Genomic DNA, 26,755 nt, shown 5'->3' on the forward strand with positions numbered 1-26,755 from the left:
GGTTATGGCACAAGCTTGTAGCCGCCACCTTCGGTGATCAGAAGCTGGGCGTTGGCCGGATCCTTCTCGATCTTCTGGCGCAGCCGGTAGATGTGCGTCTCGAGCGTATGGGTGGTGATACCGGCGTTATAGCCCCAGACCTCGTGCAGCAGCACGTCACGGGTGATCACCTTGTCGCCGGCCCGGTAAAGGAACTTCAGGATCGACGTTTCCTTTTCCGTAAGACGAATCTTGCCCCCCTTGGCGTCGACCAGAAGCTTGGCCGATGGGCGGAAGGTATAGGGACCGATGGTGAACACCGCTTCTTCCGACTGCTCGTGCTGGCGCAACTGGGCGCGGACGCGAGCGAGCAGGACGGCGAATTTGAACGGCTTGGCGACGTAGTCGTTGGCGCCGGCCTCCAAGCCGAGAATTTGGTCGCTGTCGGTATCATGTCCCGTCAGCATGATCACCGGCGCAGCAAACCCGCCTTTTCGCAGGATCTTCACTGCCTCTCGGCCGTCCATGTCGGGCAACCCGACATCCATCAACACGAGGTCGACGTGAGCCGTGCGGGCGAGTTGCATGCCCTTGGTGGCGGTTTCGGCCTCGATCGGCTCGAATTCGTCGAACAGCGACAGCTGTTCGAGCAGCGCCTCGCGGAGGTCCGGGTCGTCGTCGACGATCAGAATTTTTCGAGCAGTCATGTCATCCCCGTCAAAGATGATCGCTGCCAGAGAGCCCGCCCCTCGTCTTCGGGGTGCATCGCGCCGGCTTGGCGATTCATCCGATCTCTGCCAGATTATCATGGCGGACCGGATACTTCACAAAATTATACCGTCTGTCGGTCCTTCGCGACCGTCTGTCAAGCAAGGCGGAAAATATGCACGGCAAGTTGAAACCGAAAGGGCTGGCGCTCACACGCCTTCACGTTCGCGTGACGTCGCCCCATTCCACGCACGGCCGACTTGTCGGTGGTGGTGTTGACATGGCGGCGACGATCGGGCGGTCAGGCCTTACGGCGTTGAAGCGGGAAGGAGATGGTGCAAGTCCGCTGGGGCGCTTTCGCATCGTCGGCGGCTTTTACCGGCCAGACAGGTTTCCTGTCCGGCCGCGCGCCGGCATCCCGCTCATTCCCCTCCGACATGACGACGGCTGGTGCGATGATCCAACCGATCGCAACTACAACCGGCCGGTTCGCCATCCCTATCCGCGAAGCCACGAGACGATGTGGCGTGCCGATCACGCCTATGACATCGTGCTGATCCTCGATTTCAATCTCCGGCCCCGCATTCGTGGCGGCGGCAGCGCCATCTTCTTTCATCTCGCGCACGCCGATTGTCGGCCGACTGCGGGTTGCCTTGCGCTGAGCGGCCCCGACATGCTGAAACTGCTTCCGCGGCTGTCGACCCGCACGATGATTTCGTTTGGCTAAGCCCTAGATCGGCTCGCCGTCGATGAGACGCGGCGATGGCCCAGGCGCGCCTGCGGCGGCATCGGCGAAGACGCGCTTGATCGACGGCAGCCGGTCGACCAGACCAAGGCCGAAATCGCGGATCAGCCGCAGCGGAACGAAATCGTTGGAAAACAGCCTGTTGAGTCCATCGGTCATCGCGGCCATGCGCAGCGTGTCGAATCCGCGCCAGCGCTGGTAGTCGTCGAGAACATCGGCGGCGCCGGGGTCGCGACCGGCGCGCAAGGCCATGGCCACGACCTCGGCCAGCGCGGCTGCGTCCTTGAAGCCGAGGTTGAGGCCCTGGCCGGCGATCGGGTGAATGGCGTGCGCGGCATCGCCGATCAGTGCCAGTCGATCGGCCGTGAAGCGACGAGCCAGCGTCAGTCCGAGCGGGAAGGCCTGGCGTCGCCCGACCGCTCGCACTTCACCGAGGTGGTGGCCAATGCGACGGAGGAGTTCGGCATCAAACAGGAACTGGGCGCCTGCGACGAGACGGTCGGCGATTTCTGTTCGCTCGCTCCAAACGAGTGACGATCGATAACCGCCCTTGAGCGGCAGCACGGCGAAGGGACCGGCTGGCAGGAAGTGCTCCTCGGCGCGTCCCTCGTGCTGCCGATCGTGTTCGATGGTGGTGACGATTCCCGACTGCCCGTAACTCCAGGAGTTGATGCCGATGCCGGCCTCCGTCCGGAGGCGCGAGCGCGCGCCATCGGCGGCAATCACCAGGGAAGCGACGAGCGTTCTTCCGGATGCAAGCGTCACGCGACGGCCGCCCGGGGTTTGCTCGGTGGCCAACACACTGTCGGGTGTCAGGAAGCGCACTCCGGCCGCCTCGGCTGCGGCCCCGAGCGCAGCGATCAGTGGCCCGTTCGGCAGCATGTGGGCGAGTGGATCTCCCTCCTGCTGTCGCTCGAAGGTCAGGAACACCGGCCGGATCAAGTCGTTCAGACGAGAATCGGTGACGATCATCTCGCGAACCGGCTCCGCTTCGCCGACGAGATCGTCCCAGATGCCAAGGGCCGAGAGCATGCGTCGTCCAGCGGCAGCCACCGCGAAAGCGCGCAGGTCGCCCGACGCCTCGCGCCAGGGGCGAGGATCGACGAGCGCCACGCGGGTGCCGGGCGCCGAAGCGGCAATGGCAAGAGCGGCGGAAAGGCCGACATAACCGCCGCCCGCGACCAGCACGTCCACCCTTTCGATGTTCTCGATCATCTCGTTTTCCCTTCGCGACCGCCGCGGACGACGCCAGCATAGTGGGATTGCGGATACCGGCCAATAACCCGCGTGGTCACTTTCTGAGCGCTTTCTGATGGCGCTGGAGCGGGATGGCGCTCCATACGGGCAATTACTGCCCATCGAATAGGCAGTCTCAGTCCGCCAACCTGATTTCAAGATGAGCACATTCGAGTTTTTGCCGGTGAATTGGTCACCAGCAATCGAATGGCGGGCGTGAAAACCGGCGAAAACAAGGCGTTTGGTTAAGAAAAAGCAGAATGTGCCGCATCCTCGGTCGGCTTGGCACAAAGATTGATTCTATCGAGGGCATCGAGTTCCGCGACGGGGCGCATCGCGGGGGTGCGCGTTCGGTCCGGGGACCAATCGATGGAAGGAACCCCATGAAAATCGTCATGGCCATTATCAAGCCGTTCAAGCTGGACGAGGTGCGCGACGCGCTCAACGCGCTCGGCGTGCACGGCCTCACGGTGACGGAAGTCAAGGGCTATGGTCGCCAGAAGGGCCATACCGAAATCTATCGCGGCGCCGAATACGCCGTCAGCTTCCTGCCCAAGCTGAAGGTGGAAGTCGCGGTCGCCACGGATCAGGTCGAAAAGGTCGTCGAGGCCATTTCCACGGCTGCGAAGACCGGCCAGATCGGCGACGGCAAGATTTTCGTCACGTCCATCGAACACGCCGTCCGTATCCGTACCGGCGAGACCGACGGGGAGGCGCTCTGACCCATTCGGGAGGCCCATGCGGGCTTCCAAGGCACACCGCCGGTGTTTCGCCCAAGGGCGACGTCGAGCGGACAGTCGACAACCGATCCAAGAGGATTTCGATGAAGTATCTCAAGCCACTTCTCGCGGCTGCGCCTGTACTGGCGCTCTCGGCTGCTGCGGCTTTCGCCCAGGATGCCGTCGCGCCGGCCGTCGAGGCCGCCGCCCCTGCTCCCACCGCCGATCCCGGACATACGGCGTGGATGCTGGTTTCCACCGTCCTGGTCATCATGATGACGGTGCCGGCGCTGGCGCTGTTCTATGGCGGTCTCGTCCGCTCCAAGAACGTGCTGTCGATCCTGATGCAGTGCCTCATCGGCTTTGCGGTGATGGCCATTCTGTGGATCACCTACGGCTATTCGATCGCCTTCACCATGCCCGGCGAGGCAACCGCGCTTTCGCCGTTCATCGGCACCCTCGACAAGGTCATGCTGGCCGGCATTACGCCCGACTCGTTGTCCGGTTCCATTCCGGAGATCGTTTTCGTCGCGTTCCAGATGACCTTCGCCTGCATCACTCCGGCGCTGATCATCGGCGCCTCGGCCGAGCGCGTTAAGTTCTCGGCGGTGATCTTCTTCCTGATCCTGTGGTTCACCTTCGCCTATCTGCCGATGGCCCACATGGTTTGGGGCGGCGACGGGTCCTATATCGGTTCCGGTTGGGGCGCCCTCGACTTCGCCGGTGGCACCGTGGTGCACATCAATGCCGGTATCGCCGGTCTGGTCATCGCCATCATGGGTGGCAAGCGCATTGGTCTCGGTCGCGACAACTTCGCCCCGCACAACCTCGTGCTCACCTACATCGGCGCCATGCTTCTGTGGGTCGGCTGGTTCGGCTTCAATGCCGGCTCCGAGCTCGCGGCTGACGGCGTCGCTGGTTATGCCCTGGTCAACACCATTGTTGCCACTGCCGCCGCGGCCATCGCCTGGCCGTTCGCCGAATGGCTTACCCGTGGTCACGCCTCGCTCCTGGGCGGTGCCTCGGGCGTGGTTGCCGGTCTCGTCGCCATCACTCCGGCTTGTGGTACCGCCGGTCCGTTCGGTGCGGTGATCATCGGTCTCGCCGCCGGTGCGATCTGCTTCTGGGCCTCGACCTGGGTCAAGTCGAAGTTCGGCTACGACGATGCGCTCGACGTGTTCGGCGTTCATGGCGTTGGCGGTATTGTTGGCGCCATCCTGACCGGCGTGTTCGCCAATCCGGCGCTGGGCGGCATCTATGCCGACTATCCCGGTTTTGGCACTCAGGTCACCGCGCAGGTCGTGGCGGTCATCATCTGCATCCTGGTGTCGGGTATCGTGTCGGTGATCGCTCTCACCATCGTCAAGGCGATCGTCGGTCTTCGGGTCACCGAGACTGCCGAGCGCGAGGGTCTCGACGTCACGACCCACGGCGAACGCGCCTACAACTGAGCCTCATTTCGGCTCAACGGCAATCTGCGGGCGGGCGGGACTCCAGACGGAGCCCCGCCCGTCGGCGTTTTGGCGGGATGTGCGAGATTATCCTTTCGGCGCAGTGGCCGCGGAAGTTCGTGGGTCGGTTGATTTTCACCCTATTTCCCTCTTGGCGCTCGCGTTCGTCACGCTATGGTCGTCGCATCGACCGGAGGCGGCGCGCCGCTCCGAACAATCTCGAGACAGACCGGAAAAGAGGTGCCCCATGAAAATCGTGACGGCCATCATCAAGCCCTTCAAGCTCGACGAGGTTCGAGACGCCCTGACCTCGCTCGGCGTCCACGGCCTGACGGTCACGGAGGTCAAGGGTTACGGTCGCCAGAAGGGCCACACCGAGATTTATCGCGGTGCCGAGTATGCCGTCAGCTTCCTGCCCAAGCTGAAAATCGAGGTGGCTGTGCCGACCGTTGAAGCGGAAAAGGTGGTCGAAGCCATCGCATCGGCGGCCAAGACGGGCCAGATCGGCGATGGCAAGATCTTCGTCTATGCGATCGAGCATGCCCTTCGCATCCGCACCGGCGAGCAGGACGAAGAGGCACTCTGAGGAAGCAGGGCGCATAGGGTTAAAGAGCGTTTAACCTTGGATGCCTAGAGTGGCCGGCAACAGAAAAGGTCCGGCCGCCTTCGGGCGGCGGGCCGAATCACCCGTTGCCCGAGCCCTGGTTTCATGTCGTCCTGCGCGCCGCTTCCTCTTTCTCCCTTTCAGCGTCTTGGCCGGTTGATCGCCGGTGTCGAGCCGGGGCTTTCGCCGATCGACGTTTCGGTCGGCGAGCCGCGTCATGCCGTGCCGGACTTTGTCGGCCCGGTGCTTTCAGCCGCGTTGGCTGATTTCGTCCGCTATCCGCCGATCAAGGGTACGCCGGCCTTTCGCGCCGCCGTTGCCGGCTGGGCCGAGCGGCGTTTTGACCTCCCTGGCGGCACCATCGATCGAGACGACGGCGTGCTGCCGCTCAACGGCTCACGCGAGGGGCTTTTTCACGCGACGCTCACCGCCGTGCGGCTTGCTGGGGACAGCAAGAGCCAGCGTCCGGCTATCCTGTTGCCCAATCCCTTTTACGCCGTCTATGCGGCGGCGGCCGAGGCTGCGGGCGCCGAACCGGTACTTGTCGCCGCCAGTCGCGATGACGGCTTCCTGCCGCGTTTTGAAGACCTGCCGGCCGATCTTCTAGCTCGAACCGTGGCTGCCTTCCATGCCAGCCCGGCCAACCCGCAAGGAGCGGTTGCCGATCTCGGGCGGCTTGAAGGGCTGGTTCGGCTGGCCCGGGAGCATGGCTTTCTTCTGTTCTCCGACGAGTGTTACTCGGAAATCTGGCGCGGCCGGGCCCCGGACGGCGTCCTGAACGCCGCTTTCGGCATCAGTGGCGATTTCTCCGGCATCGTCGCCTTCAACTCCTTGTCCAAGCGGTCCAACCTTGCCGGCGCCCGGTGCGGCTTTGCGATCGGTGATCCGGTCTTTCTGAAGGCGTGGGCCGCCTTGCGGAACGTGACGGCGCCACAGGTCCCGATGCCGATCCAGGCGGTCGCGGTCGCCGCTCTCGCCGACGAGCAACACGTTGCGGAGAATCGCCGGCTTTACGATCTCAAGTATGCCGCAGCCCAGGAGATACTGGGTGATCGGTTTCCGGACCTCGTGCCACCGGGTGGTTTCTTCCTTTGGCTCGACGTCGGTCGCTGGGGCGGCGGTGAAGTCGTGACGGCCCGCCTTTGGAAAGACCGGGGCGTCAAGGTGGTGCCAGGTGGCTATTTGTCCGCGAACGGCGCCGATGGCGTCAATCCCGGCGCGGATTTCATTCGAATCGCCATGGTTGAAAGCCTGGAGACGAGTCGCGAGGCGTTGAGTCGTCTCTCGGAGGTTCTGTCATGAGAGCAGAAATGAGAACCAGCCCCCGCTTTCGCGAAGCCGGCGGCCGGCTCGACGGCCCTTATGAGCCGCGTCCGGTCAATGCTCGCCGCGCCGCCAATCTCAAGGAACTCGACAAAAGGATGCGTCGCGCAGCGCCGACGCGCGAGGATCGCTTGCGCCAGGCGATGCTCCGCAACATTGCCGGTGCGTCCGGCCTGGTGCTGATCGCCGGTGTCGCGGCGCTATCAGCGGCGCTCGCCACTTGGTCGGTGGACGATCCGAGCTGGAGTCACATCGCCGATGGTCCGACCCGCAACGTCATGGGGTCGGCGGGTGCGGTGGTCGCCGATCTGATCATGCAGCTCATCGGTCTCAATGCCGCGTTATTCCTGGCGCCGGTGGTGATCTGGGGCTGGCAGCTGACCATCGGGCGCATTCCGCATGTGGCGCGCAACAGGCTGATCGGATGGTTGATCGGCACGCTGATCGGCGCCGCATTCATGGGGGCCTTGCCGCCCACGACCGGTTGGCCGTTGCCTACCGGTCTTGGCGGCGCAATCGGCGACCTCTTGCTGCAACTGCCGGCCGCTTTCAACAACGGCGTTCTCACCGATACTCTGCGGCTCGTCGTCCTGATCGTCACCGGGCCGTTGGCGCTGGCCGCCATGATCTACGCCTCGGGTGTCCCCGGCCATCGTATCGTCAGTCCGGTTGCGACTGTCGATGACGAGGACGACGATGAGGAAGAGGATGACGGCGAGACACGCCTTGGAGCTCTCGTCGGCATAGCTGGCCATTGGTGGCTGACACTGCGTGCGGGCCTGTCCCGCCGCCTCTTCCATCGTCCGGCCTTTGCCTATCCGGGGGAGGAGTATGAGGACGAGGAGGACGACTACGAGCCGCCGGTTGCCAGGAGGGCCGAGCCGACCCACGCTGCCCGGTCCCGCCCTGTCGCCGCGCCCGCGGCCTACGAGGAAGATGAAGACGACTACGAGCCGCCGGTCGTCGAGCGGCGCGGTCGAGTGGAGCCGTCTTTCTCGCCCGTCGAACGCTCGCGTTCCGTCGCCGACGAGCCCGTGTTTGAGGAAGAAGAGAGCGATCCGCCGCCGTTCGACATGGCCGATCGCCTGTCCGATTATGATGAGACGGAGCTGATCGCACCGCCGGAGCCTGTCGCCGTCGCGCCGGCGCCGAGAACCTTCGAACCGCGTCCCGCCCCGCTTCGTGGCCCGGCTTCGCGCATAGGCAAGCCGGCCGCCCAGCCGGAGAAAGCGGCCGCCCGCGTCAAGGCGCCTGCACCGCCGATGCAGCCCGGCAAGCGGGCCAAGGGAGGGATGCAGCTGTCGCTGCTGGACGAAGATCGCTTCGAGTTTCCCGCCATCGAACTGCTGGCCGAGCCCAAGGGTGGAACCGGTGTCCAGTATACTCCGGACAGCCTCGAACAGAACGCGGGCCTGCTGGAAGGCGTGCTCGAAGACTTCGGTATCAAGGGTGAGATCTTCAATGTTCGCCCCGGTCCGGTGGTGACGCTCTACGAACTGGAACCGGCGCCCGGCATCAAGTCATCGCGAGTCATCGGCCTTGCCGACGACATTGCCCGCTCGATGAGCGCGGTCGCCGCTCGTGTCGCCGTCATTCCCGGCAAGAATGCGATCGGCATCGAGCTGCCCAATCAGCGGCGCGAGATGGTCTACCTTCGCGAGTTGATCGCCAGCCAGGACTTCGAGAAGTTCAAGGGTCGTCTGGCGTTGGCCCTCGGCAAGACCATCGGTGGCGAGCCGGTTATCATCGATCTCGCTCGCACACCGCACATGCTGGTGGCTGGCACGACGGGTTCGGGCAAGTCGGTGTCGATCAACACCATGATCCTCAGCCTTCTCTACCGGATGACGCCGGAGGAATGCCGGCTGATCATGATCGACCCGAAGATGCTGGAGCTCTCTGTCTACGACGGCATTCCACATCTGCTGACGCCGGTGGTCACCGATCCGCGCAAGGCGGTCGTGGCTCTCAAGTGGACGGTCCGGGAGATGGAGGACCGCTACAAGAAGATGTCCAAGGTGGGTGTGCGCAACATCGAGGGTTTCAATGCCCGGGTTGCGCAGGCGATCGAGCGCGGCGAGAGCATCAACCGGACCGTTCAGACCGGCTTCGACAAGGAAACCGGCGAGCCCATCTTCGAGACGGAGGAAATGGAGCTCAAGCCGCTGCCATTCATCGTCGTCATCATCGACGAGATGGCGGACCTGATGATGGTGGCGGGCAAGGAAATCGAGGGTGCGGTGCAACGTCTTGCCCAGATGGCGCGCGCCGCCGGCATTCACGTCATCATGGCGACGCAGCGCCCGTCGGTGGATGTGATCACGGGAACCATCAAGGCCAACTTCCCGACCCGAATCTCCTTCCAGGTCACGTCGAAGATCGACAGCCGCACCATCCTCGGCGAGCAGGGAGCCGAGCAGCTCCTCGGCCAGGGCGACATGCTCTACATGCAGGGTGGCGGTCGAATCCAGCGCGTCCACGGGCCGTTCGTTTCCGACGGTGAGGTCGAGGCGATCGTCGCCCACCTCAAGACCCAGGGTACGCCCGATTATCTCGATGCCATCACGGCAGATGACGAGGAAGACGGCGGCAGTGCCGGGGAGGCCGCGCCGGTCGACGAGAACGCGGACCTCTTCGATCAGGCGGTGGCGCTGGTGTTGCGCGACAAGCGCGCCACGACGAGCTACATCCAGCGCCGGCTCGGCATTGGCTACAACCGCGCCGCCTCGCTCATCGAGCGCATGGAGAACGAAGGATTGGTTGGTCCGCCCAACCACGCGGGCAAGCGCGAAATCCTGATGCGCACCGACGAAGATTGACGGCGACCCCTCGGGGCGAGACAAAGGCGTCCTTCGCCGCAAGGCGGAGGGCGCCTTTGTCATGTCTCCGGTGGTACCTATGGGCCGTATCCTGATTTCCGCTTGCCTGCTCGGCCGACCGATTCGCTATGACGGCACCGGAAAGCGGCTCGACGATCCGCGTATCGAGCAATGGTACGCCGAAGGGCGGCTGGTGCCGGTCTGTCCCGAGCTCATGGGCGAGCTTCCCGTGCCGCGCCCGGCAGCCGAAATCGTCGGCGGTTCCGGAAGCGACGTTCTGGCCGGTCAGGCGCGCGTCATAACGGCTACCGGTAAAGACGTGACGGCGGCTTTCCTTGCTGGTGCCGAAGCGACGCTCGATCTTGCCCTTAGCACGGGCTGCGGCCACGCCCTTCTTATCGACCGCAGTCCTTCCTGTGGCAGTCTTGCCATTTACGACGGAAGCTTCTCCGGGCGGCAGATCCCGGGAGAGGGCGTCGTCGCCGCACTTCTTGCCGCCCATGGCATCAGCGTTTTCGCCGACCATGAGATCGATCGCCTTGCCGAGGCCGTGGCCGCTTCGCCATGGCGGGAACCCAACGCAGGCTGAGGACGTTTCTCTTCAGGTGGCCCTCGGGCCGGTACGTTCGTCCTGACGGAGATTCCAATGGCAGACAGCATTCTCGTTCTTGGCGCCACCGGTACAATCGGACAGCTGGTCGTTTCCGAACTGGTGGCGAAAGGCGAAACCGTGAAGGCGGCCGCTCTGGACGGTCAGGCGCATCCGGACGCCTCGGTGCTTCGGTTTGACTACCGCGATCCCGCCAGCATCGCACCACTGTTCGAGGGCGTGGACCGCGTTTTCGTGCTGATGCCTGCGGGCCCGCTCGATGTCATCGCCGCGTTGATGCCGGTGATGCGGCACGTGGTCGATCGCAAGGTGAAGGCGGTCCTTCTGTCCACCATCGCTGCCGATGCATCCGAGGACACTCCGTATCGCCAGCTCGAACTGGTCCTGGAGAACTCCGGCCTGCCGTTCGTCATTCTTCGGGCCAACTGGTTCGCCGACAACTTCCGCACAGTCTGGAAGGATGCCGTCCAGGCCGGAGAGCTCACTTTGCCGATCGACGAGGGGCTCATCAGCTTCATCGATGGTCGCGACGTCGCGGCGGCCGCCGCCGCGGCTCTGACCAGTTCTGACTTTGACGGACAGACGCTCGTGCTCACCGGCCCCGCCGCGTTGCCATTGTCGCGCGCTGCCGAGGTGATGAGCCATGTGACGGGCCGTTCGGTCGTCTTCCGGCCGATCGCGATCGCCGATTACGAGGCGCGCCTCGCCGCGGAGGGCCTGTCGGAAAAGCTCATCGCCGAGCGTGTCGCCGAGTTCGACACTATCCGTGGCGGCAAGGCATCCATCGTCAGCCCGGCCGTGGAGAAGATGACAGGCCGGCCACCCCGCTTCTTCGAAACCTTCGTCAAGGACCATGCGACGGATTTCGTTGACGCCTGATCGTTGATTCGATTCTGGCGATCTCGCCGTGACCGGGCGGAAAACACCGGCATCGGTGCTCCAGAGCATTGACCCTAGGGACCGTTTCTGATGATGGTCATGCCGTGAGTTTTCGCGCGGCCGTGCGCCCTTGGCGCCGCCGACCCGCGACAGGCGTGGATCAGAGCAGAAGACGAGACGATGGCGACCGAGCGATACAATGCCCGTGAAGCGGAAACGCGCTGGCAAAGGGCCTGGAACGAGGCCAAGGTTTTCGAGACGAAGAACGACGATCCGCGTCCGAAGTATTATGTCCTCGAGATGTTTCCCTATCCGTCGGGTCGCATCCACATGGGGCACGTGCGCAACTACACCATGGGCGACGTGGTTGCCCGGTACAAGCGCGCCAAGGGTTTCAACGTCCTGCATCCCATGGGGTGGGACGCATTCGGCATGCCGGCCGAGAACGCGGCGATGAAGGGGCACGTCCATCCCAAGACGTGGACCTACGAAAACATCGCCACCATGCGCGGCCAGCTGAAGAGCATGGGGCTTTCGCTCGACTGGAGTCGCGAGTTCGCGACCTGCGACGAGGACTACTACACACAGCAGCAGAAGCTGTTCCTGGACTTCATGAAGGCCGGCCTCGTCAGCCGCAAGAAGTCCAAGGTCAACTGGGATCCCGTCGACATGACCGTGCTCGCCAACGAGCAGGTCATCGACGGTCGCGGCTGGCGCTCTGGCGCGCTGGTCGAGCAGCGCGAGCTGACGCAGTGGTTCCTGAAGATCTCCGACTATTCGGATGAGTTGCTCTCCGCTCTCGATACGCTCGACCGCTGGCCGGAGAAAGTCCGGACCATGCAGAAGAACTGGATCGGTCGGTCGGAGGGGCTGCGCGTGCGGTTCGAGATCGACGGCGCGGCGGTGGCTGGCGAGCCGACGATCGAGGTATTCACAACGCGTCCGGATACGCTGTTCGGCATGAGCTTCCTGGCGCTTTCGGCCGATCACCCGGTCGCAAAGGCGCTTGCCGAGAAGGATCCGGCGACGGCTTCGTTCTGTGAGGAGTGCCGGCGCATCGGTACTTCCGCGGCGGCGCTCGAGACGGCGGAGAAGAAGGGCCTTGCAACGGGCCTGTCGGTGAAGCATCCCTTCAACGGCAAGAGCTACCCGGTCTACATCGCCAATTTCGTGCTGATGGACTACGGCACCGGCGCCATCTTCGGCTGCCCGGCGCATGACCAGCGCGACCTTGATTTCGCTCGCAAGTACGCTCTCACCGTTACGCCGGTGGTTCTGCCCGAGGGAGGCGACCCGGCCGCCTTCGCGGTGGGCGATGTCGCGTATACCGACGATGGCAAGCTCTATAATTCCGCTTTCCTTGACGGCATGGAAGTCGAGGCGGCGAAGGATCTCGTGGCGAGCAAGCTCGAGACGACGATGCTCCATGGGGCACCGGCGGCCAAGCGGCAGGTGAACTATCGCCTGCGCGACTGGGGTATCTCGCGCCAGCGCTACTGGGGATGTCCGATTCCGGTCATCCACTGCGAGTCCTGTGGCGTCGTTCCGGTTCCGGCCAAGGATCTGCCGGTGCGGTTGCCCGAGGACGTCGAGTTCGATCGGCCCGGTAATCCGCTCGACCGGCACCCGACGTTCACGAAGTGCGTCTGTCCCGAGTGCGGCAAGCCGGCCCGGCGCGAAACCGACACCATGGATACTTTCGTCGACTCGTCCTGGTACTACAGCCGGTTCACGGAGCCGCGCGCCCAGACGCCGACGGTGCCGGAAGTGGTCAATGCCTGGCTTCCGGTCGATCAGTATATTGGCGGCATCGAGCATGCCATTCTGCACCTCCTTTATTCGCGCTTCTTCACACGCGCGATGAAGAAGTGCGGGCATGTCGGCTTTGACGAGCCGTTCCGGGGGCTGTTCACCCAGGGAATGGTGGTGCATGAGACCTACCAGTCGGCGGACGGCGAATGGCTGTCGCCGGCCGATGTCGAGATCGTCGAGGAGACCGGAGGCCGTACGGCGCGATTGATCGCCTCCGGTGCGCCGGTCAAGATCGGCCCGATCGAGAAGATGTCGAAGTCGAAGAAGAACACCGTCGACCCAACCGATATCATCGACAGTTTCGGTGCCGACACCGCGCGCTGGTTCATGCTGTCCGACAGCCCGCCGGAGCGTGACGTCGAGTGGACCGAAGCCGGCGCCCAGGGTACTGCTCGCTTCCTGCAGCGCGTCTGGCGCATCGTTTCCGAGGCGTCCGAACTGGTGCCGACCGATAGCCGGGCCGAGGGCGGCGACAAGCTGGCGCTCGCGTTGCGCAAGGCGGCGCACAAGGCGCTGGCCGCTGTCGAAGAGAGCATCGAGGGACTGCGGTTCAACGTGGCGCTGGCCAAGATCTATGAACTGGTCAACACGCTGGGGAGCGCACTCGCCAACGAGAAGGCGGTGCTGGCCGCCGACGGCACGGCCGCTGCCGCTCTGAGCGAAGCGGCTGGTCTGCTGGTCCGCATGATGGCGCCGATGACCCCGCATCTCGCCGAGGAGAGCTGGGCGGCTCTTGGCCATGACGGTCTGGTCGCGAATGCCGATTGGCCGGTTGTCGACCGGTCCCTTCTCGTCGAGGACGAGGTGACCATGCCGGTGCAGGTCAACGGCAAGAAGCGCGCCGACGTGACGGTGGCGCGTACCGCGTCGCCCGCCGATGTTGAGGCTGAGGTGTTGAAGCTCGAAGCCGTGATCAAGGCGCTCGACGGCAAGAGCCCGAAGAAGGTCATCGTCGTCGCCCAGAGGATCGTCAATGTGGTCGTCTGATCTCCTCCGCCGCGGTGTGTTGCTGCTCGCCGCTGCCAGTTTTCTCGCCGCCTGCCAGGTTCGGCCCGTTTACGCGCCGGCCGGCTCGGTGGTGGCGGGGGACAACCCGGCCATGGTCACCGAGCTCGCTTCGATTGCCATCAAGGGGCAGACGGAGCGCGTGGCGCAGGCGCTGATCAACGAGCTGATCTTCCAGCTGCGTGGTGGCGGAGCGCTGGTGGAGCCGAAGTATCGTCTGGATCTCATTCTGACGACGCGTGTTTCGGACCTTGCCATTCGCGCTCGCGAGGATATCCCGGTCGCCAAACTGGTGTCGCTCACGGCTACCTACACGCTGACGGAGGTCGCCACGGGCAGAGTGGTCACGTCGGACAACGTCTATACCACGTCGTCTTTCGACGTCAGCTCGCAGCGTTATGCAAATGTCAGGGCGCAGCGGGATGCCGAGGATCGGGCGGCGCGTGCGGCGGCGGCCGACATTCGGCTGCGTCTTGCCTCGGCGCTGATCGGCAAGGGGTAAGGCCATGGTGGCGGCGCGCGCCCAGGAGGCCGATCGCCTCGTTGCGCGGCCGCCGCAGGACATAACCTTCTATCTGGTCTACGGGCCGGATACCGGGCTCGTTTCCGAGCGGGCAAGAACGATCGCCAAGGCCTTCGCCGATCCCGGCGATCCCTTCGCTTTGGTGCGGATCGAAGCTTCGGAACTCACGGCAAATCCCACCCGGCTCGCCGACGAAGCTTACGCGGTTTCGATGTTTTCGAGCCGGAGAGCAATTCTCTTGCGCGACGCCGGCCGCGCCGACGTGGCCGGCCGGGTGCGTCCGCTGTTCAAGAATCCGCCGGCGGACACGGCAATTGTCGTCGAGGCGGGAGATCTCAAGAAGTCCAGCCCGCTCAGGGTGTTGTTCGAGCAGGAACGCCAAGCCTATGCCATCCCGTGCTTCGCCGACGACGAGCGGGCGATCGGTGCGCTGGTGGACGATGAGGTTAAGGCGGCAGGGCTTTCCATTTCCTCGGAGGCTCGCGCGCTGCTTGTGTCTCTTCTGGGCGGCGACCGGCTGATGACACGCGGCGAGATTCAGAAACTCTGCCTGCACGCCCTTGGAACGGGGACCATTTCGATCGCCGACGTCGAAACGCTGATCGGCGACAGCTCCACCTTCGCCATCGACGAGGTGATCGATGCGACAGCGAGCGGGGCTCTGCCCGCGTTGGTCGAGGGGTTGGCCAAAGCGCGGACCGAAGGGGTCGATGCTGGCCAGATCGTCGGGGCGGCTCTTCGACACTTCATGCTGCTCGACGAGTTGCGTGCAGCCGTCGATGGCGGCGTTTCTCCAGGCGATGCGGTGAATGGCGCCCGGCCGCCCATTTTCTTCAAGCGAAAAGGCAAGGTGGAGACGGCGCTCGGGCTATGGTCACCGGCACGGCTTGCGCGGGCGATCATCGTTCTTGGCGAAGCGGCGCGCGATGCACGCCTCAATCAATCGCTTGCCGCCGATATCGTCGGCGAAACGCTTCTGACGCTTGCCCGCGCGGCCGATCAAGCGGCCGGTCGGCGTCGGCGGTAGAACCTCACACCGGGCCGATGTTGCCGAACGCGTCCAACACGCGGGCGTATTGCTGTCTCCGATGCAGCGGGGCCAGGGCCGGCAGTTCCGAGAGCGGCCGCCAGCGCCATTCCAGAAACTCCGGCGGCTCGTCCGTATGGGTGGCGGCCACCGTGATTTCGTTCTCCGCGCCGGTAAACCGAAACGCCGCCCAACGTTGCCGTTGGCCCCGAAAGGGATACAGCTTGTGGATTCTCGAACCACGGGCTGGAAAGTCGTAGGTCCACCAGTCGTCGGTAACGGCGATCAGCTCGGTACTGGTGACGCCGGTCTCCTCCCAGAGCTCTCGGCGCGCAGCCGCGACGATATCCTCTCCGGGGTCGATTCCGCCCTGCGGCAATGCCCAGTCGGCTCCCTCCGAGAAGACTTCCGGATCCGGCCAGCCGAAGGGGTTGGCGAAGGCCTTGCCGCAGAAGACCAGTCCTTCGGAATTGAACAGGCAGATGCCGACATTCGGGCGATAGGGAAGATCGGGCAGGAGAGGCTCGCGCTCGGCCGGGTCCGGCGGAGCGATCGCAGCCGGAAGGCGGGCGGTCACGCGGGCACCGCCAAACTGGCGAAGGCCGTTGCAACTTGTTCGTAGATTGGCCGCTTGAAGGCGACCACGAGGCTTGGAACCTCCGACAGCGGCTTCCAGGCCCAGCGGGAGAACTCCGCCGGATGGGCGCCGCCGCCTGGATTCAGGATGTCGATCTCACTGTCTTCGCCGAGAAAGCGGAAAGCGAACCACTTCTGTGTCTGGCCGCGCCACTTCTTCTGGAAGCGTCCGGTGGCGAGACTATCGGGGACATCGTAGCGATACCACTCGGGCGCTTCTGCGAGGAGTTCGACCGAATGCGCCGAGGTTTCCTCCCACAGCTCGCGCCGGGCGGCTTCGAGCGGGGTTTCGCCTTCGTCGATGCCGCCTTGAGGCATCTGCCAGGGTGTCGCGTCCGGTGTGCCCTCGAGATCGGCACGGTGACCCACGAAAACGAGGCCGTCACGATTGATGAGTACAGCCCCGGCACAAGGGCGATAGGGCAGGTCGGCGCGGGAGGTCATTGATTGAGCGTCTCAGTTCTGCTGGGTGACTGCGGTGATCGGCACAAGCGTTATGCCGCGCTCGTCGAGGCCGCTTGTCCATCCGGATAGCGCCTTGAGCGTTGCAGGTCGAGCGCTGGCGACACCGACGGCAAGGCCGCGCGTACGGGCAATCTGCTCCAGCTGGGCCAGGCGGGCGGCGATCTCGGTGGGGGTCGGCACGGCATCGATGACGAGATCGGCCTTGGCGAACTCCGTCTTGAACTTGGCGGCCGACTGCTCGGCGACGCTGCGGGGTGAACTGCCATCATCGAGATAGAGGAGGCCGCGCAACGCGATTTCCTGCATCACCGGATCGAGTGCAGCGGCTTCGGACGTGAAGCGGGCGCCCATGTAGTTGACGATTCCGACGTAGGTGGAAAGGCGCCCCATCACCCGATGCAGGTTTTCGATGTTCTGGCGCGCATCCTTGCCGACGAGCAGCGTGTTCTCGCCCGGATCGTTGTCAGGGTAGTCGAAGGGCTCCAGCGGCACCTGCAAGAGCAACTCGTGGCCATCCTGTCTCGCCTTGGCGGTCCAGCGATCGAGGCTGGCGCCATAGGGTGCGAAGCCGAGTGTAACCTCGGGGGGCAGGATCTTGATCGCTTCCTGAGTTCCGGTCTGGCTGAGACCGAGATCCCCGACAACGATGGCGATCTTCGGGGAGGCGCCCACGAAGCCGGGTACCGGTCGGGCGTAGACATCGGCTGGGCGGCGACCGTCGGCGCCGACGCGCGGCAACGGGCCGAATGGCGAGGTTTCGATGAGGGCAGCGTCGGCTTCGACGGGCAGCGCCACGGCGGTCTCTGCGCTCGAAGGTCCTTCCAGCGTCACCCCGGCGTCTGGCTTGGTTTCGCTCAGCGGCGGAAGGAGCTCTCCGGTGCCGGACTTCACGCCCACCGTTGCAATGTCGGCGCGGGCATAGCCGGTTTCCGAGGTCTCGATCTTGGCGCGCGCATAGGGTTCGCCGCCGAGCGGATCGTTCACGACCATCAACCAGACGGCGAGACCGGCAAAGAGGCAGGCCGTGATGACGGCGGCTATGGCACCCACCGGCACGCGAAGCTTACGGCCACCGGAGCCGCCGAAGCCTAGAGGATTGGTGAGGTCGTTCATGGCACGAGATCCGGCTATAGGCGACCGCCCTGATTCGGTCCCTTGGAGCTTAGTTCAATCCTTGGCGGCACGGTATGCCGCCGAAATGCAACGGGCCGGAGAAGATCTCCGGCCCGGCTTCTTTCGCTGGTCGTCGCCTCAGTTGGCGACGTGATCTTCGCCCTTGGGCGGGAACGCGGCGTTGGCCTGCAGCCCGCGCAGCAGATCGAGCGCCAGGTTGAGCTGCTTGTCGTCCTTGGGATCCGGCGGCACGTAGGCCTGGCTGCCCGATGCCTCGGCCCCCTCGGTCTCGCTCTTGAGGTGGCCCTTCAGCGATGCCTCGCCCTTGGTTTCGGTTATCTGGTTCTTGAGATCCTCGGGAAGATCCTGCAGGACCTCGATGTCCGGATGGATGCCCTTGGCCTGGATGGAGTTGCCCGAAGGCGTGTAGTAGCGGGCGGTGGTCAGACGGATGGCACCGTTCGAGCCGAGCGGAATGATGGTTTGAACCGAGCCCTTGCCGAAGGACCGCGTGCCCAGGATGGTGGCCCGGCGATGGTCCTGCAACGCACCGGCGACGATCTCCGAGGCCGAGGCCGAACCGCCGTTGATCAGCACGATCACCGGCTTGTTTCCGACCAGCTCACCGGCCTTGGCGGCGTAGCGACGAGTGTCGTTGTCCTGGCGCCCGCGCGTCGAGACGATCTCGCCCTTGTCGAGGAAGGCATCGGAGACGGCGATCGCCTGGTCGAGCAGGCCGCCCGGGTCGTTGCGCAGGTCAAGCACGTAGCCCTTGAGCTTGTCCTCGGGAACGGCAGCGTTGATCTTGTCGATCGACGTCTTGAGACCATCGAAGGTCTGGGCGGTGAACTGGGAGATGCGGATGTAGCCGACGTCCTCCTTCACCTCGTATCGTACCGATTGCATCTTGATGACGTCGCGAACGATCTTGACGTCGAAGGGCTTGTCGGTGCCGCGCGCAACGGTGAGGGTGATCGACGAGTTGACGGGGCCGCGCATCTTGTCGACGGCGTCATTGAGGGTGAGACCCTTCACGTCGGTGCCGTCGATGGCGGTGATCAGGTCGCCCGCGCGAATTCCGGCCTTGGCGGCTGGCGTGTCGTCGATCGGCGTCACCACCTTGACGAGGCCATCCTCCATGGTGACCTCGATGCCAAGCCCGCCGAACTCGCCCTTGGTCTGGACCTGCATGTCCTGGTAGCTCTTGGCGTTCATGTAGCTCGAGTGCGGATCGAGCGAGGTCAGCATGCCGTTGATGGCAGCCTCGATCAGCTCCGATTCATCGGGTTCCTCGACATAGTCCGCCCGGATGCGCTCGAACACGTCGCCAAACAGGTTGAGCTGACGATAGGTGTCGACGCCAGCGGCCACGGCCGACCCTAAGCCGGGGAGACGGTGTTCGAGGGTCAGGGTGGTGACGCCGGCACCGATAACGGCGCCTGCTGCGAGTAGCGACAGTTTTCTGATCATCCGCTGACCTTCCGATCCTGCGACGCGACCCACCAGGGAGAGGGGTCGATCGAAGTTCCACCTTTGCGAAATTCGACGTAAAGCACGGGCTGCGTAACGCTGGCATCCAGCACCGCCGCGCTGGCCAGCCGCTGGTTTCCCATGACACCGACGGGCTCGCCCGTCAAAACAAATTGATCCAGCTGGACGTCGATCCGCTCCATGCCGGCAAGCACGACATGATAGTCGTCGCCGGTGTCGAGGATCAAGAGCTGTCCATAGGACCGGAACGGACCGGCATAGACGACGCGGCCGTCGGCCGGCGATACCACGCGCGCGCCGGCTCGGGTGGCAATCGCCTGTCCTTGAGAGATCCCTCCAAGGCCGTTGTCGTCCCCGAAGGATTGCAGGTTGACGCCACGCACCGGTGGGATCAGTCGCCCCTTGGCCTCGGCAAAGGCAATGGCTGGTCCCAGGCGGCCACCGGCACTCGGCGTGGGCGAGGTGGTGGCAGGCGACTCGGACCGGGCCACCGGAAGTGCCTTCTTCATGCCTGCGATCAGTTCTTCGAGGCTCCGGGCATTCTTCGCGAGTTCCTCGGCCTTTGCCTTCTCGGCGGCGAGATCGGCGGCGCGCGCCTCGCTTTCCTTCGTCTTCTTGTCGATGAGCAGCGTGAGACGCTGGCGCTCCTCGGCAATGGAGGCGGCGTCGGCGCGAAGGCGATCGCGCTCGGCGGCCGCGCGGGTTCGTTCGGCGACGAGGGCGTCGAGATCGGATTGCAGCGCTTCGGCCTCAAGGCGAATCTCGGGCAGCACCGCCCCGAGCACCACCGCTGAGCGGACCGCTTTCAGCGCGTCTTCGGGGCTGACCACCAGTGCCGGCGGCGGTTGACGGCCAATGCGCTGCGCGGTGGAGAGCACGGCAATCAGCACGTCGCGGCGGGTGGCAAGCGAGGCGCGGATGCGCGCTTCGTTTTCGGCCCCGCGGGCGAGGCGCTCTTCACTGTCGGTGATCGATTGCTCGAGCGCTTGAACGCGGGCGGCGGAGGTCACGAGTTGGTCGTGAAGCGCCTGCTGATCGCGGGAGAGGCCGGCAATCTCGGCGGCAATTTCCGCCTGTTTCTCCGCCGACAGCTCCATGGCATCGCGAAGCTTGGCAAGCTCCTGGTCCTTCAACGCCCGTTCGGCCTGTGCCTGCTCGACGCTGGTCGTGCTGCCTGAGAGAGGCGAAGGGCGCGTCATTTCGGTTGCCGGCGCAAAGGCCGTCGCCTCGGCCGGCAGACCGTCCTGAGATGCGGCGTGACCGGGCAACGCCGCCAGAATGGCAGCGAAGACAAGGCGGCGGGCTCCTGGACGTCGCGTTTCGAGCGGCATGGACGAGATGAGCTGTCCGGTGGCGGTACGGTCGAGCGGCTGACCCTATCGACCTTTCCGTTAACGCTCCGTCAACCAAGGATAACGAGACGGCGGCGGGTCAGGAACGGTGGTAGGGGTGACCGCTCAAAATGGTGACCGCACGATATATCTGCTCTGCGGCGAGAATGCGGACGATCTGATGGGGCCAGGTCAGCCGGCCAAAGGAAATGCGATGACCGGCGCGCGACAGGAGTTCCTGGCCGTGACCGTCCGGGCCCCCGATCATCAGAACGGCATTCGGGGTGCCACGGTCGCGCGCTTGGCCCAGCATCTCGGCGAATCGTTCGGAGGTCGGGGAGTCGCCACGCTCGTCGAGGGCGATCAGCAGAGCGCCCGGCGGCAGATCGGCGAGCAGGCCTCGAGCCTCCTCCTCCTTGCGCTGCATCGCTTCGCGCGCTCGGCTTTCGATGATCTCGCGGGACGTGACCGAGGAAAAACCGATGGCTCGCCCTGCCTTGTCGGCGCGATCGAGGTAGCGGTCGGCCAGCTCTCGCTCGGGACCGGCCTTCAGTTTTCCAACGGCGTGAATGGCGATGCGCATGTGTTTCTTCTGGTTCGGGCGCACGCGCAATCGGCGGGGCCAGCGGCCCCGCATACCGGGGTCATCGAGAAGGGTCCGCTACTTGAGGAAACGCGACATTTCCGAGCGGACCGATCCAGCCAAGGCGTCTTCTGCCTGGAAACCTGGATCTGTTGGCCGTTCGTCAGCGACGGCCGTTGGTTGGCGCCGGATCTGGCGCCCACATCTTCTCAAGATGATAGAACTCGCGCACTTCCGGGCGGAAGACGTGAACGATGATCGATCCCGCGTCGATCAGTACCCAGTCGCAGGTCGGCTGGCCTTCGACTGCGACGGTGCCGAAGCCGGCATCCTTCAGGTCTTTTCCCAGATGATCGGCGATGGCGCCAACGTGGCGGCTGGAGCGGCCCGTGCAGATCACCATGTGGTCGGCGATCGGCGTCTTGGCGGCAACGTCGATGTCAACGACATCCTCCGCCTTGGCATCGTCAAGGCTGGCGAGAATCGTGTCGAGGAGGGATCGCGGAAGAGGAGTGGCATCGCCGGAGAACGCAGCGACGTCGGAAAATGAGTTGGCGCTGAAGGCGCCCTCGGGGAAGGGCATGCTCAGGGGTGCACCTCGTGAAGTAGCCTGCGATATCCGGCCCCATGCCGGCAATCGCGGATGAATGAAAGGATGAACCTTGATGGTGACGTTTTCAAGATCGACCGTTGCCAATGGTTAGGCCAGGCCGGTGGATCGGCGCAGATCGCTTGACGACAGGGGGACCTTGACGCCGGCGATGAACATCCAGGCGGGTGGGGCGAGGAACGGCAGCAAGGCGCCATCGCGTTCGGCGACCCGCGCACCGGCGAAGGTCCGGGCGGCTGGCGATGCCAAGGCGGCGAAGGTGGCTCCCGGTCGATCCACGACGGCAATGGGCACCGTTCGGGCGATCTCCCTCCAGCCACCCCAGCGATGGAATGTCGCCCAGTTGTCGGCGCCGATCACCAGCACAAATCGAACGGACGGCCTCAGCGTTTTCAGCCTGCGCACAAGGTCGATGGTGTAGCGCGTGCCGAGCCGGGATTCGAGATCGGTGACGATGGCGCGCGGATGGTGTGCGACCTCCCGCACGGCGGCCAGCCTTTGGTTGACGTTGGGCAGACCGTCCACCGACTTCAGCGGATTGCCCGGCGTGACAAGCCACCAGATGCGATCGAGCTGAAGCCGCTGGAGAGCCAGGCGTGCGACGTGGGCGTGGCCCCGATGCGGCGGATTGAACGAACCGCCGTAGAGACCGACGCGCATGCCGGGTAGCGTGGCGGGAAGGCGAGGTGTTGTCACGGTCTCGTCTGGCCACTGCCGCGTACGCGGTACTTGAAGGAGGTGAGCTGCTCCACGCCGACCGGGCCGCGTGCGTGCATCTTGCCGGTGGCGATGCCGATTTCGGCGCCCATGCCAAACTCGCCGCCGTCGGCGAACTGCGTCGAGGCGTTGTGCAGCACGATGGCCGAGTCCACGGCGGCAAGGAAATGGGCCGCCGTGGACTCGTCGGCCGTGATGATACTGTCGGTATGATGAGAGCCATGGGTTTCGATGTGCTCGATGGCGGCATCCACGCCGTCGACAAGCGTCACCGAGATGATCGGCGCCAGATATTCGGTGGACCAATCGGCTTCGGTCGCCGGTACCGCCGCCGGGAAGCGAGCTCGGATTTCGTCCGTGGCTCGGATTTCGCAGCCGCCCTCGTGGAGCGCTTTCAGGATCGGCAGGAGATGGCTGTCAGCCACGGACCGATCGACGAGTAAGGTTTCGGCCGACCCGCAGACGCCGACCCGCCTCAGCTTGGCATTGACCGTCACACTGACGGCCATGTCGAGGTCGGCGGCTTTGTCGATGTAGACGTGGCAGATACCTTCGAGATGGGCGAACACAGGCACGCGCGCCTCGGCCTGTACGCGGGCGACGAGGCTTTTGCCGCCGCGCGGCACGATAACGTCGATCGAACCATCGAGGCCGGTCAGCATCTCGCCGACGGCGGCGCGATCCTTGGTCGGCACCAGCTGGATGGCATCCTCGGGAAGGCCGGTCGCGCGAAGACCGGCCGCGAGAGCGACCAGGATCGCCTGCGAGGAGCGAAGCGAATCGGAACCGCACCGGAGGATGGCCGCGTTGCCTGCCATCAGGCAGAGGGCGCCGGCGTCGGCGGTCACGTTGGGGCGGCTTTCGAAAATGATGCCGATGACGCCGAGTGGCGTGGCCACGCGCTCGATGGCAAGACCGTTCGGTCGAGTCCAGGACGCCAGTACGCGGCCGACAGGGTCTGGCAGCGCGGCGATCTCCTCGAGGGCTTTGGCAATGGCCTCGACGCGCGCGTGGTCGAGCGTGCCGCGATCAAGGAAGGAGGCGGCGGCGCCGCTCTCTTTCATGGCCGCGACGTCGGCGGCGTTCGCCTCGAGAATATCGGCCTCGCGGGCGCGCACCTCGGCGGCCATGGCGACAAGGGCGGCTGTTTTCTCCTTGCCGGAGGCGCCGGCCAGGCGGCGGGCCGCCACGCGGGCACGCCGGCCGATGTCGGCCATCAGGTCGTGAACGGAAACGTCGGTCAGTGTGGTCATGGTCAGTCTCCGAAGTCGCCCTTCAGAACAAGGTCGTCGCGATGGATCATTTCGGTGCGGCCGGGTGCTCCAAGGATGTCCTCGATCACCGCAGAGTTCTGGCCGCGAATACGGCGTGCGTCGACGGCGTCATAGGCAACGAGGCCGCGCGCCAGCTCTACGCCGGCTTCGTCGACCACGATGACGGTGTCGCCACGATGGAAGTCGCCGTCGACGCGGGTGACGCCAGGAGGCAGCAGGCTGCGTCCCTGTTTCAACGCGCGGACGGCGCCGGCGTCGATGGTGATAACGCCCGGTGCTTCGATGTGGCCTGCGATCCAGGCCTTGCGCGCCGTGACCGGGGCGGCCTCGGCGCGGAACAGCGAATGCGGCCCGCCGGCGTCGATGCGCGATAGTGGCGCGGCGACCTTGCCGGAAGCGATGATCATCGCCGCTCCGGCTACCGTGGCGATCTTGCCGGCATCGATCTTGGTCTTCATGCCGCCGCGCGACAGCTCCGAGGCCGCGCCGCCTGCCATCGCTTCGATCTCCGGCGTGATGCGGTCGATCACCGGGATCAGCGTAGCATTCGGGTCGACCTGCGGTGGGGCGGTGTAGAGACCGTCGATATCCGAGAGAAGGACGAGGAGGTCGGCGCCCATCATGGCGGCGACTCGAGCGGCGAGCCGGTCGTTGTCGCCATAGCGGATCTCGGTGGTGGCTACCGTGTCGTTCTCGTTGATCACCGGCACGGCGCCGAGCTTCAGGAGCTTGCCGATGGTGGCGCGGCCATTGAGATAGCGGCGGCGCTCCTCGGTGTCGCCAAGGGTCAGCAGGATCTGGCCGGCCGTTATTCGATGATCGCCAAGCACCTCGGCCCAGGCCCTCGCCAGCGCGATCTGGCCGACTGCGGCGGCGGCCTGGCTATCCTCAAGTTTCAACTTGCCCTTCGGCAGCTTCAGGACACCGCGCCCCATGGCGATGGCGCCCGAGGAGACGAGCAGTACGCCGGCTCCGCCTGCCCGAAGGCGGGCGACGTCGGCGGCTACGCCTTCCATCCAGCTGCGTTTCAGCGTGCCGGTGCGTCCCTCCACGAGCAGCGCCGACCCGATCTTGATCACCACGCGGCGGTAGCCGGACAGAGGCCCGGTGAAGGCTTCAATAGTCGTCGTCGTCATCATCGTCTCTGTCGTCATCGCGATCGCGGTGAAGGGGCTGCCAGATGTGGGTGGCGGTGGCCGCCCGCGACTCGTCGTTCTCGGCGCGGCTTGCCTCCACGGCCGAGGCCATTGCCCGCAGCACCGCTTCGACACCGGCGCCTGTCACGGCGGACAACAGGATGGGCGTCGTCTTGGCGGCGCGCTTCAGTTTCTTGACTTTGGCGGCGAGCTCGTCCTCCGGCACGAGTTCGCACTTGGACAGGGCAACGATTTCCGGCTTCTCGCCCAGCGCCTCGTCATAAGCCTCCAGTTCGGCCCTGACCGTACGCCAAGCGTCGACCACATCTTCCTGGCTCGCGTCGATGAGATGCAGAAGAACGCCGCAACGCTCGACGTGGCCGAGGAAGCGATCGCCAAGGCCGACGCCTTCATGGGCGCCCTCGATGAGGCCAGGAATGTCGGCCAGAACGAACTCGCGGGCGTCAATGCGCACGACGCCGAGGCCGGGATGCAGCGTGGTGAAAGGGTAGTCGGCAATCTTGGGCTTGGCAGCGGTGGTCCGCGCAAGGAAGGTCGATTTGCCGGCGTTGGGAAGACCGACGAGGCCGGCGTCGGCAATCAGCTTCATGCGCAGCCACAGCCACTTTTCCTCCCCCGGCAGACCCGGGTTGGCGCGGCGCGGCGCCTGGTTGGTCGATGTCTTGAAATAGGCGTTGCCGAAGCCGCCATTGCCGCCTTTGGCGAGCAGCACACGCTGACCGATCTCGACCATGTCGGCAAGGAGCGTCTCGCCGTCTTCCTCGATGATCTGGGTACCCACGGGCACCTTGAGCACGATGTCGCCGCCCTTGGCGCCATGGCGATCGCGTCCCATGCCATGGCCGCCGGTCTTGGCCTTGAAATGCTGCTGGTAGCGGTAGTCGATCAACGTGTTGAGGCCACCGACGCATTCGGCCCAGACGTCGCCGCCCCGGCCGCCATCGCCGCCGTCCGGCCCGCCGAACTCGATGAACTTCTCACGCCTGAACGACACGGCACCGGCGCCACCATCGCCGGATCGGACGTAGACCTTGGCTTGATCGAGGAATTTCATCGGGGCTTTCCTGGAATGGCGTCACGACCGCGCCTATGCGCCGTCGGCAGCCTGGATGTAGGGCATTGGCCGCTCCGCCCCACGATTTTCACGCGGGTCGCTGTCTGCCCTTTAGAGCATCGCGCGGCGAAAATGAACGGAATTTTGGGCTTAGGCGAGGCGAAGGGTCACGGTCGCCACGGTCGGGCAGCATGACGCGCCCGCGTAAGCCGTGTGTCGACATGGTCGAGCAGGCGTTCCTCGATCAGGGACGGGCGGCGGCTCATTCCGATAACCTCGAAGCCCTGACGGGCCTGGATGGAAAGGGATGCGACATTGCCCTGGAAGGCGCCTGCGACGATTGCATCAACGTCGAGCTCGGCATAGGCCCAGGCAAGCGTTGCCTCCACCGCTTCGCTCATCAGCCCGTTGCCCCAGAAGGGACGTCCGAGCCAGAAACCGACTTCCGGTCGCGTGTCGAGGCTATGCAAGGCCACGATACCGCGCACGATTGCCCGATCGTCGCCGCGCAACACGATGCCGAGAGTCGTCGCGGTGCCAAGGCTGGACGTGGCGCAACACTGGCTGATGAAGGCGGTCGCGTCCTCAACGGTGAAGGGGTGGGGCACGCGGACCAGCCAGCGTGCGACCTCTATGTCGTCGAGATAGGTGGCAACAGCCTCGGCGTCGATCGGTTCGATCGGTCGAAGAACCAGACGACCGGTCTCGATGCGCGGAGAGAGAGCCGTGCGTGGTCGCCAAGAGCCTAAGGCACCGGAAAGCAGTTTCATTCCGTACTCACTCTCTAGTGGTCCGATCCCGACACTTGCGCCGACGATGCAGGCCTTCGCATGAACGCAGGACGCAGACCACTAGTACGCTTTATTTCCAATGGAGAAACTTCT

At 64.8% G+C, this 26,755-nt stretch carries 25 protein-coding genes; 11 read left to right on the forward strand and 14 right to left on the reverse strand.

The features are described from left to right. Positions 1-2: 2 nt before the first annotated feature. Positions 3-686, reverse strand: a complete 684-nt coding sequence (locus M4J40_RS19060; protein WP_166903377.1) for a response regulator transcription factor — start codon at positions 684-686, stop codon at positions 3-5. Positions 687-862: 176 nt separating this feature from the next. Between M4J40_RS19060 and M4J40_RS19065 the strand changes: the two genes are divergently transcribed. Further along, the gene (locus tag M4J40_RS19065) at positions 863-1,414 is read left to right on the forward strand and encodes a L,D-transpeptidase (protein WP_251755991.1); all 552 of its coding nucleotides are present in this window, start codon (positions 863-865) and stop codon (positions 1,412-1,414) included. 3 nt (positions 1,415-1,417) lie between these two features. On the opposite strand, the gene M4J40_RS19070 is transcribed toward M4J40_RS19065, so the two are convergent. Beyond that, entirely contained in the window at positions 1,418-2,647 is a 1,230-nt protein-coding gene (locus tag M4J40_RS19070) for a ubiquinone biosynthesis hydroxylase (protein WP_251755992.1), read from the reverse strand. A gap of 404 nt (positions 2,648-3,051) precedes the next feature. Here M4J40_RS19070 and M4J40_RS19075 point away from each other — a divergent pair, with 404 nt between their 5' ends. From M4J40_RS19075 to holA, 10 genes are all read left to right on the forward strand, one after another. After that, positions 3,052-3,390 carry a P-II family nitrogen regulator gene (locus M4J40_RS19075; RefSeq protein ID WP_251755993.1) on the forward strand — a complete coding sequence of 113 codons (339 nt, stop codon included), beginning with the start codon at positions 3,052-3,054 and terminating at the stop codon, positions 3,388-3,390. A gap of 101 nt (positions 3,391-3,491) precedes the next feature. Further along, the gene (locus M4J40_RS19080) at positions 3,492-4,838 is read left to right on the forward strand and encodes an ammonium transporter (protein ID WP_311134167.1); all 1,347 of its coding nucleotides are present in this window, start codon (positions 3,492-3,494) and stop codon (positions 4,836-4,838) included. A gap of 247 nt (positions 4,839-5,085) precedes the next feature. Next, positions 5,086-5,424, forward strand: coding sequence for a P-II family nitrogen regulator (locus M4J40_RS19085; RefSeq protein ID WP_251729470.1), 339 nt, complete (start codon positions 5,086-5,088; stop codon positions 5,422-5,424). A gap of 123 nt (positions 5,425-5,547) precedes the next feature. Then, complete coding sequence (locus M4J40_RS19090; protein ID WP_251755994.1) at positions 5,548-6,744, forward strand: aminotransferase class I/II-fold pyridoxal phosphate-dependent enzyme; 1,197 nt, start codon at positions 5,548-5,550, stop codon at positions 6,742-6,744. A gap of 8 nt (positions 6,745-6,752) precedes the next feature. Continuing rightward, the gene (locus M4J40_RS19095; RefSeq protein ID WP_405030770.1) at positions 6,753-9,584 is read left to right on the forward strand and encodes a DNA translocase FtsK 4TM domain-containing protein; all 2,832 of its coding nucleotides are present in this window, start codon (positions 6,753-6,755) and stop codon (positions 9,582-9,584) included. 61 nt (positions 9,585-9,645) lie between these two features. Then, on the forward strand, positions 9,646-10,173 hold the full coding sequence (locus tag M4J40_RS19100) for a DUF523 domain-containing protein (RefSeq protein ID WP_251755995.1): 528 nt from the start codon (positions 9,646-9,648) through the stop codon (positions 10,171-10,173). 57 nt (positions 10,174-10,230) lie between these two features. Next, on the forward strand, positions 10,231-11,073 hold the full coding sequence (locus tag M4J40_RS19105; protein WP_251755996.1) for an NAD(P)H-binding protein: 843 nt from the start codon (positions 10,231-10,233) through the stop codon (positions 11,071-11,073). Between the two features lie 180 nt (positions 11,074-11,253). After that, the gene (gene leuS / locus M4J40_RS19110; RefSeq protein WP_251755997.1) at positions 11,254-13,872 is read left to right on the forward strand and encodes a leucine--tRNA ligase; all 2,619 of its coding nucleotides are present in this window, start codon (positions 11,254-11,256) and stop codon (positions 13,870-13,872) included. Then, positions 13,859-14,392, forward strand: coding sequence for an LPS assembly lipoprotein LptE (lptE, locus tag M4J40_RS19115; RefSeq protein ID WP_251755998.1), 534 nt, complete (start codon positions 13,859-13,861; stop codon positions 14,390-14,392). The genes leuS and lptE overlap by 14 nt, the downstream gene beginning before the upstream one ends. A 4-nt stretch (positions 14,393-14,396) precedes the next feature. Then, positions 14,397-15,440, forward strand: coding sequence for a DNA polymerase III subunit delta (gene holA / locus M4J40_RS19120; protein ID WP_251755999.1), 1,044 nt, complete (start codon positions 14,397-14,399; stop codon positions 15,438-15,440). A gap of 4 nt (positions 15,441-15,444) precedes the next feature. Here the strand turns inward: holA and M4J40_RS19125 are convergent, their stop codons facing one another. The 12 genes from M4J40_RS19125 to M4J40_RS19180 form a co-directional block, all read right to left on the reverse strand. Then, positions 15,445-16,017, reverse strand: a complete 573-nt coding sequence (locus M4J40_RS19125) for an RNA pyrophosphohydrolase (RefSeq protein ID WP_251756000.1) — start codon at positions 16,015-16,017, stop codon at positions 15,445-15,447. Beyond that, positions 16,014-16,520, reverse strand: coding sequence for an RNA pyrophosphohydrolase (locus M4J40_RS19130; protein ID WP_251756001.1), 507 nt, complete (start codon positions 16,518-16,520; stop codon positions 16,014-16,016). Before M4J40_RS19130 ends, M4J40_RS19125 begins: the two co-directional genes overlap by 4 nt. Before the next feature lie 12 nt (positions 16,521-16,532). After that, entirely contained in the window at positions 16,533-17,654 is a 1,122-nt protein-coding gene (locus tag M4J40_RS19135) for a divergent polysaccharide deacetylase family protein (protein ID WP_251756002.1), read from the reverse strand. 138 nt (positions 17,655-17,792) lie between these two features. Further along, positions 17,793-19,124: a S41 family peptidase gene (locus M4J40_RS19140; protein ID WP_251756003.1), complete on the reverse strand. Its 1,332-nt coding sequence runs from the start codon at positions 19,122-19,124 to the stop codon at positions 17,793-17,795. Further along, entirely contained in the window at positions 19,121-20,476 is a 1,356-nt protein-coding gene (locus M4J40_RS19145; protein WP_251756004.1) for a murein hydrolase activator EnvC, read from the reverse strand. The genes M4J40_RS19140 and M4J40_RS19145 overlap by 4 nt, the downstream gene beginning before the upstream one ends. 100 nt (positions 20,477-20,576) lie before the next feature. After that, entirely contained in the window at positions 20,577-21,059 is a 483-nt protein-coding gene (gene rlmH / locus M4J40_RS19150) for a 23S rRNA (pseudouridine(1915)-N(3))-methyltransferase RlmH (protein WP_251756005.1), read from the reverse strand. Positions 21,060-21,222: 163 nt separating this feature from the next. After that, a complete protein-coding gene (gene rsfS / locus M4J40_RS19155; RefSeq protein WP_257235293.1) occupies positions 21,223-21,642 on the reverse strand; it encodes a ribosome silencing factor in 420 nt (139 codons plus the stop codon). Positions 21,643-21,759: 117 nt separating this feature from the next. Next, positions 21,760-22,365, reverse strand: a complete 606-nt coding sequence (locus tag M4J40_RS19160; RefSeq protein WP_251756006.1) for a nicotinate-nucleotide adenylyltransferase — start codon at positions 22,363-22,365, stop codon at positions 21,760-21,762. After that, a complete protein-coding gene (locus M4J40_RS19165; RefSeq protein ID WP_251756007.1) occupies positions 22,362-23,639 on the reverse strand; it encodes a glutamate-5-semialdehyde dehydrogenase in 1,278 nt (425 codons plus the stop codon). The genes M4J40_RS19160 and M4J40_RS19165 overlap by 4 nt, the downstream gene beginning before the upstream one ends. A 2-nt stretch (positions 23,640-23,641) precedes the next feature. Beyond that, positions 23,642-24,814, reverse strand: coding sequence for a glutamate 5-kinase (gene proB, locus M4J40_RS19170; RefSeq protein ID WP_405030771.1), 1,173 nt, complete (start codon positions 24,812-24,814; stop codon positions 23,642-23,644). Continuing rightward, positions 24,777-25,871 (reverse strand): GTPase ObgE, encoded by a 1,095-nt coding sequence (gene obgE / locus M4J40_RS19175; RefSeq protein WP_251756008.1) that lies wholly within the window; start codon positions 25,869-25,871, stop codon positions 24,777-24,779. The genes proB and obgE overlap by 38 nt, the downstream gene beginning before the upstream one ends. A 167-nt stretch (positions 25,872-26,038) precedes the next feature. Continuing rightward, positions 26,039-26,641, reverse strand: a complete 603-nt coding sequence (locus M4J40_RS19180; protein WP_251756009.1) for a GNAT family N-acetyltransferase — start codon at positions 26,639-26,641, stop codon at positions 26,039-26,041. Between the last annotated feature and the right edge of the window lie 114 nt (positions 26,642-26,755).

This window comes from Pleomorphomonas sp. JP5, assembly GCF_023721815.1.
In the GTDB taxonomy this organism is placed as follows: Bacteria; Pseudomonadota; Alphaproteobacteria; order Rhizobiales; family Pleomorphomonadaceae; genus Pleomorphomonas.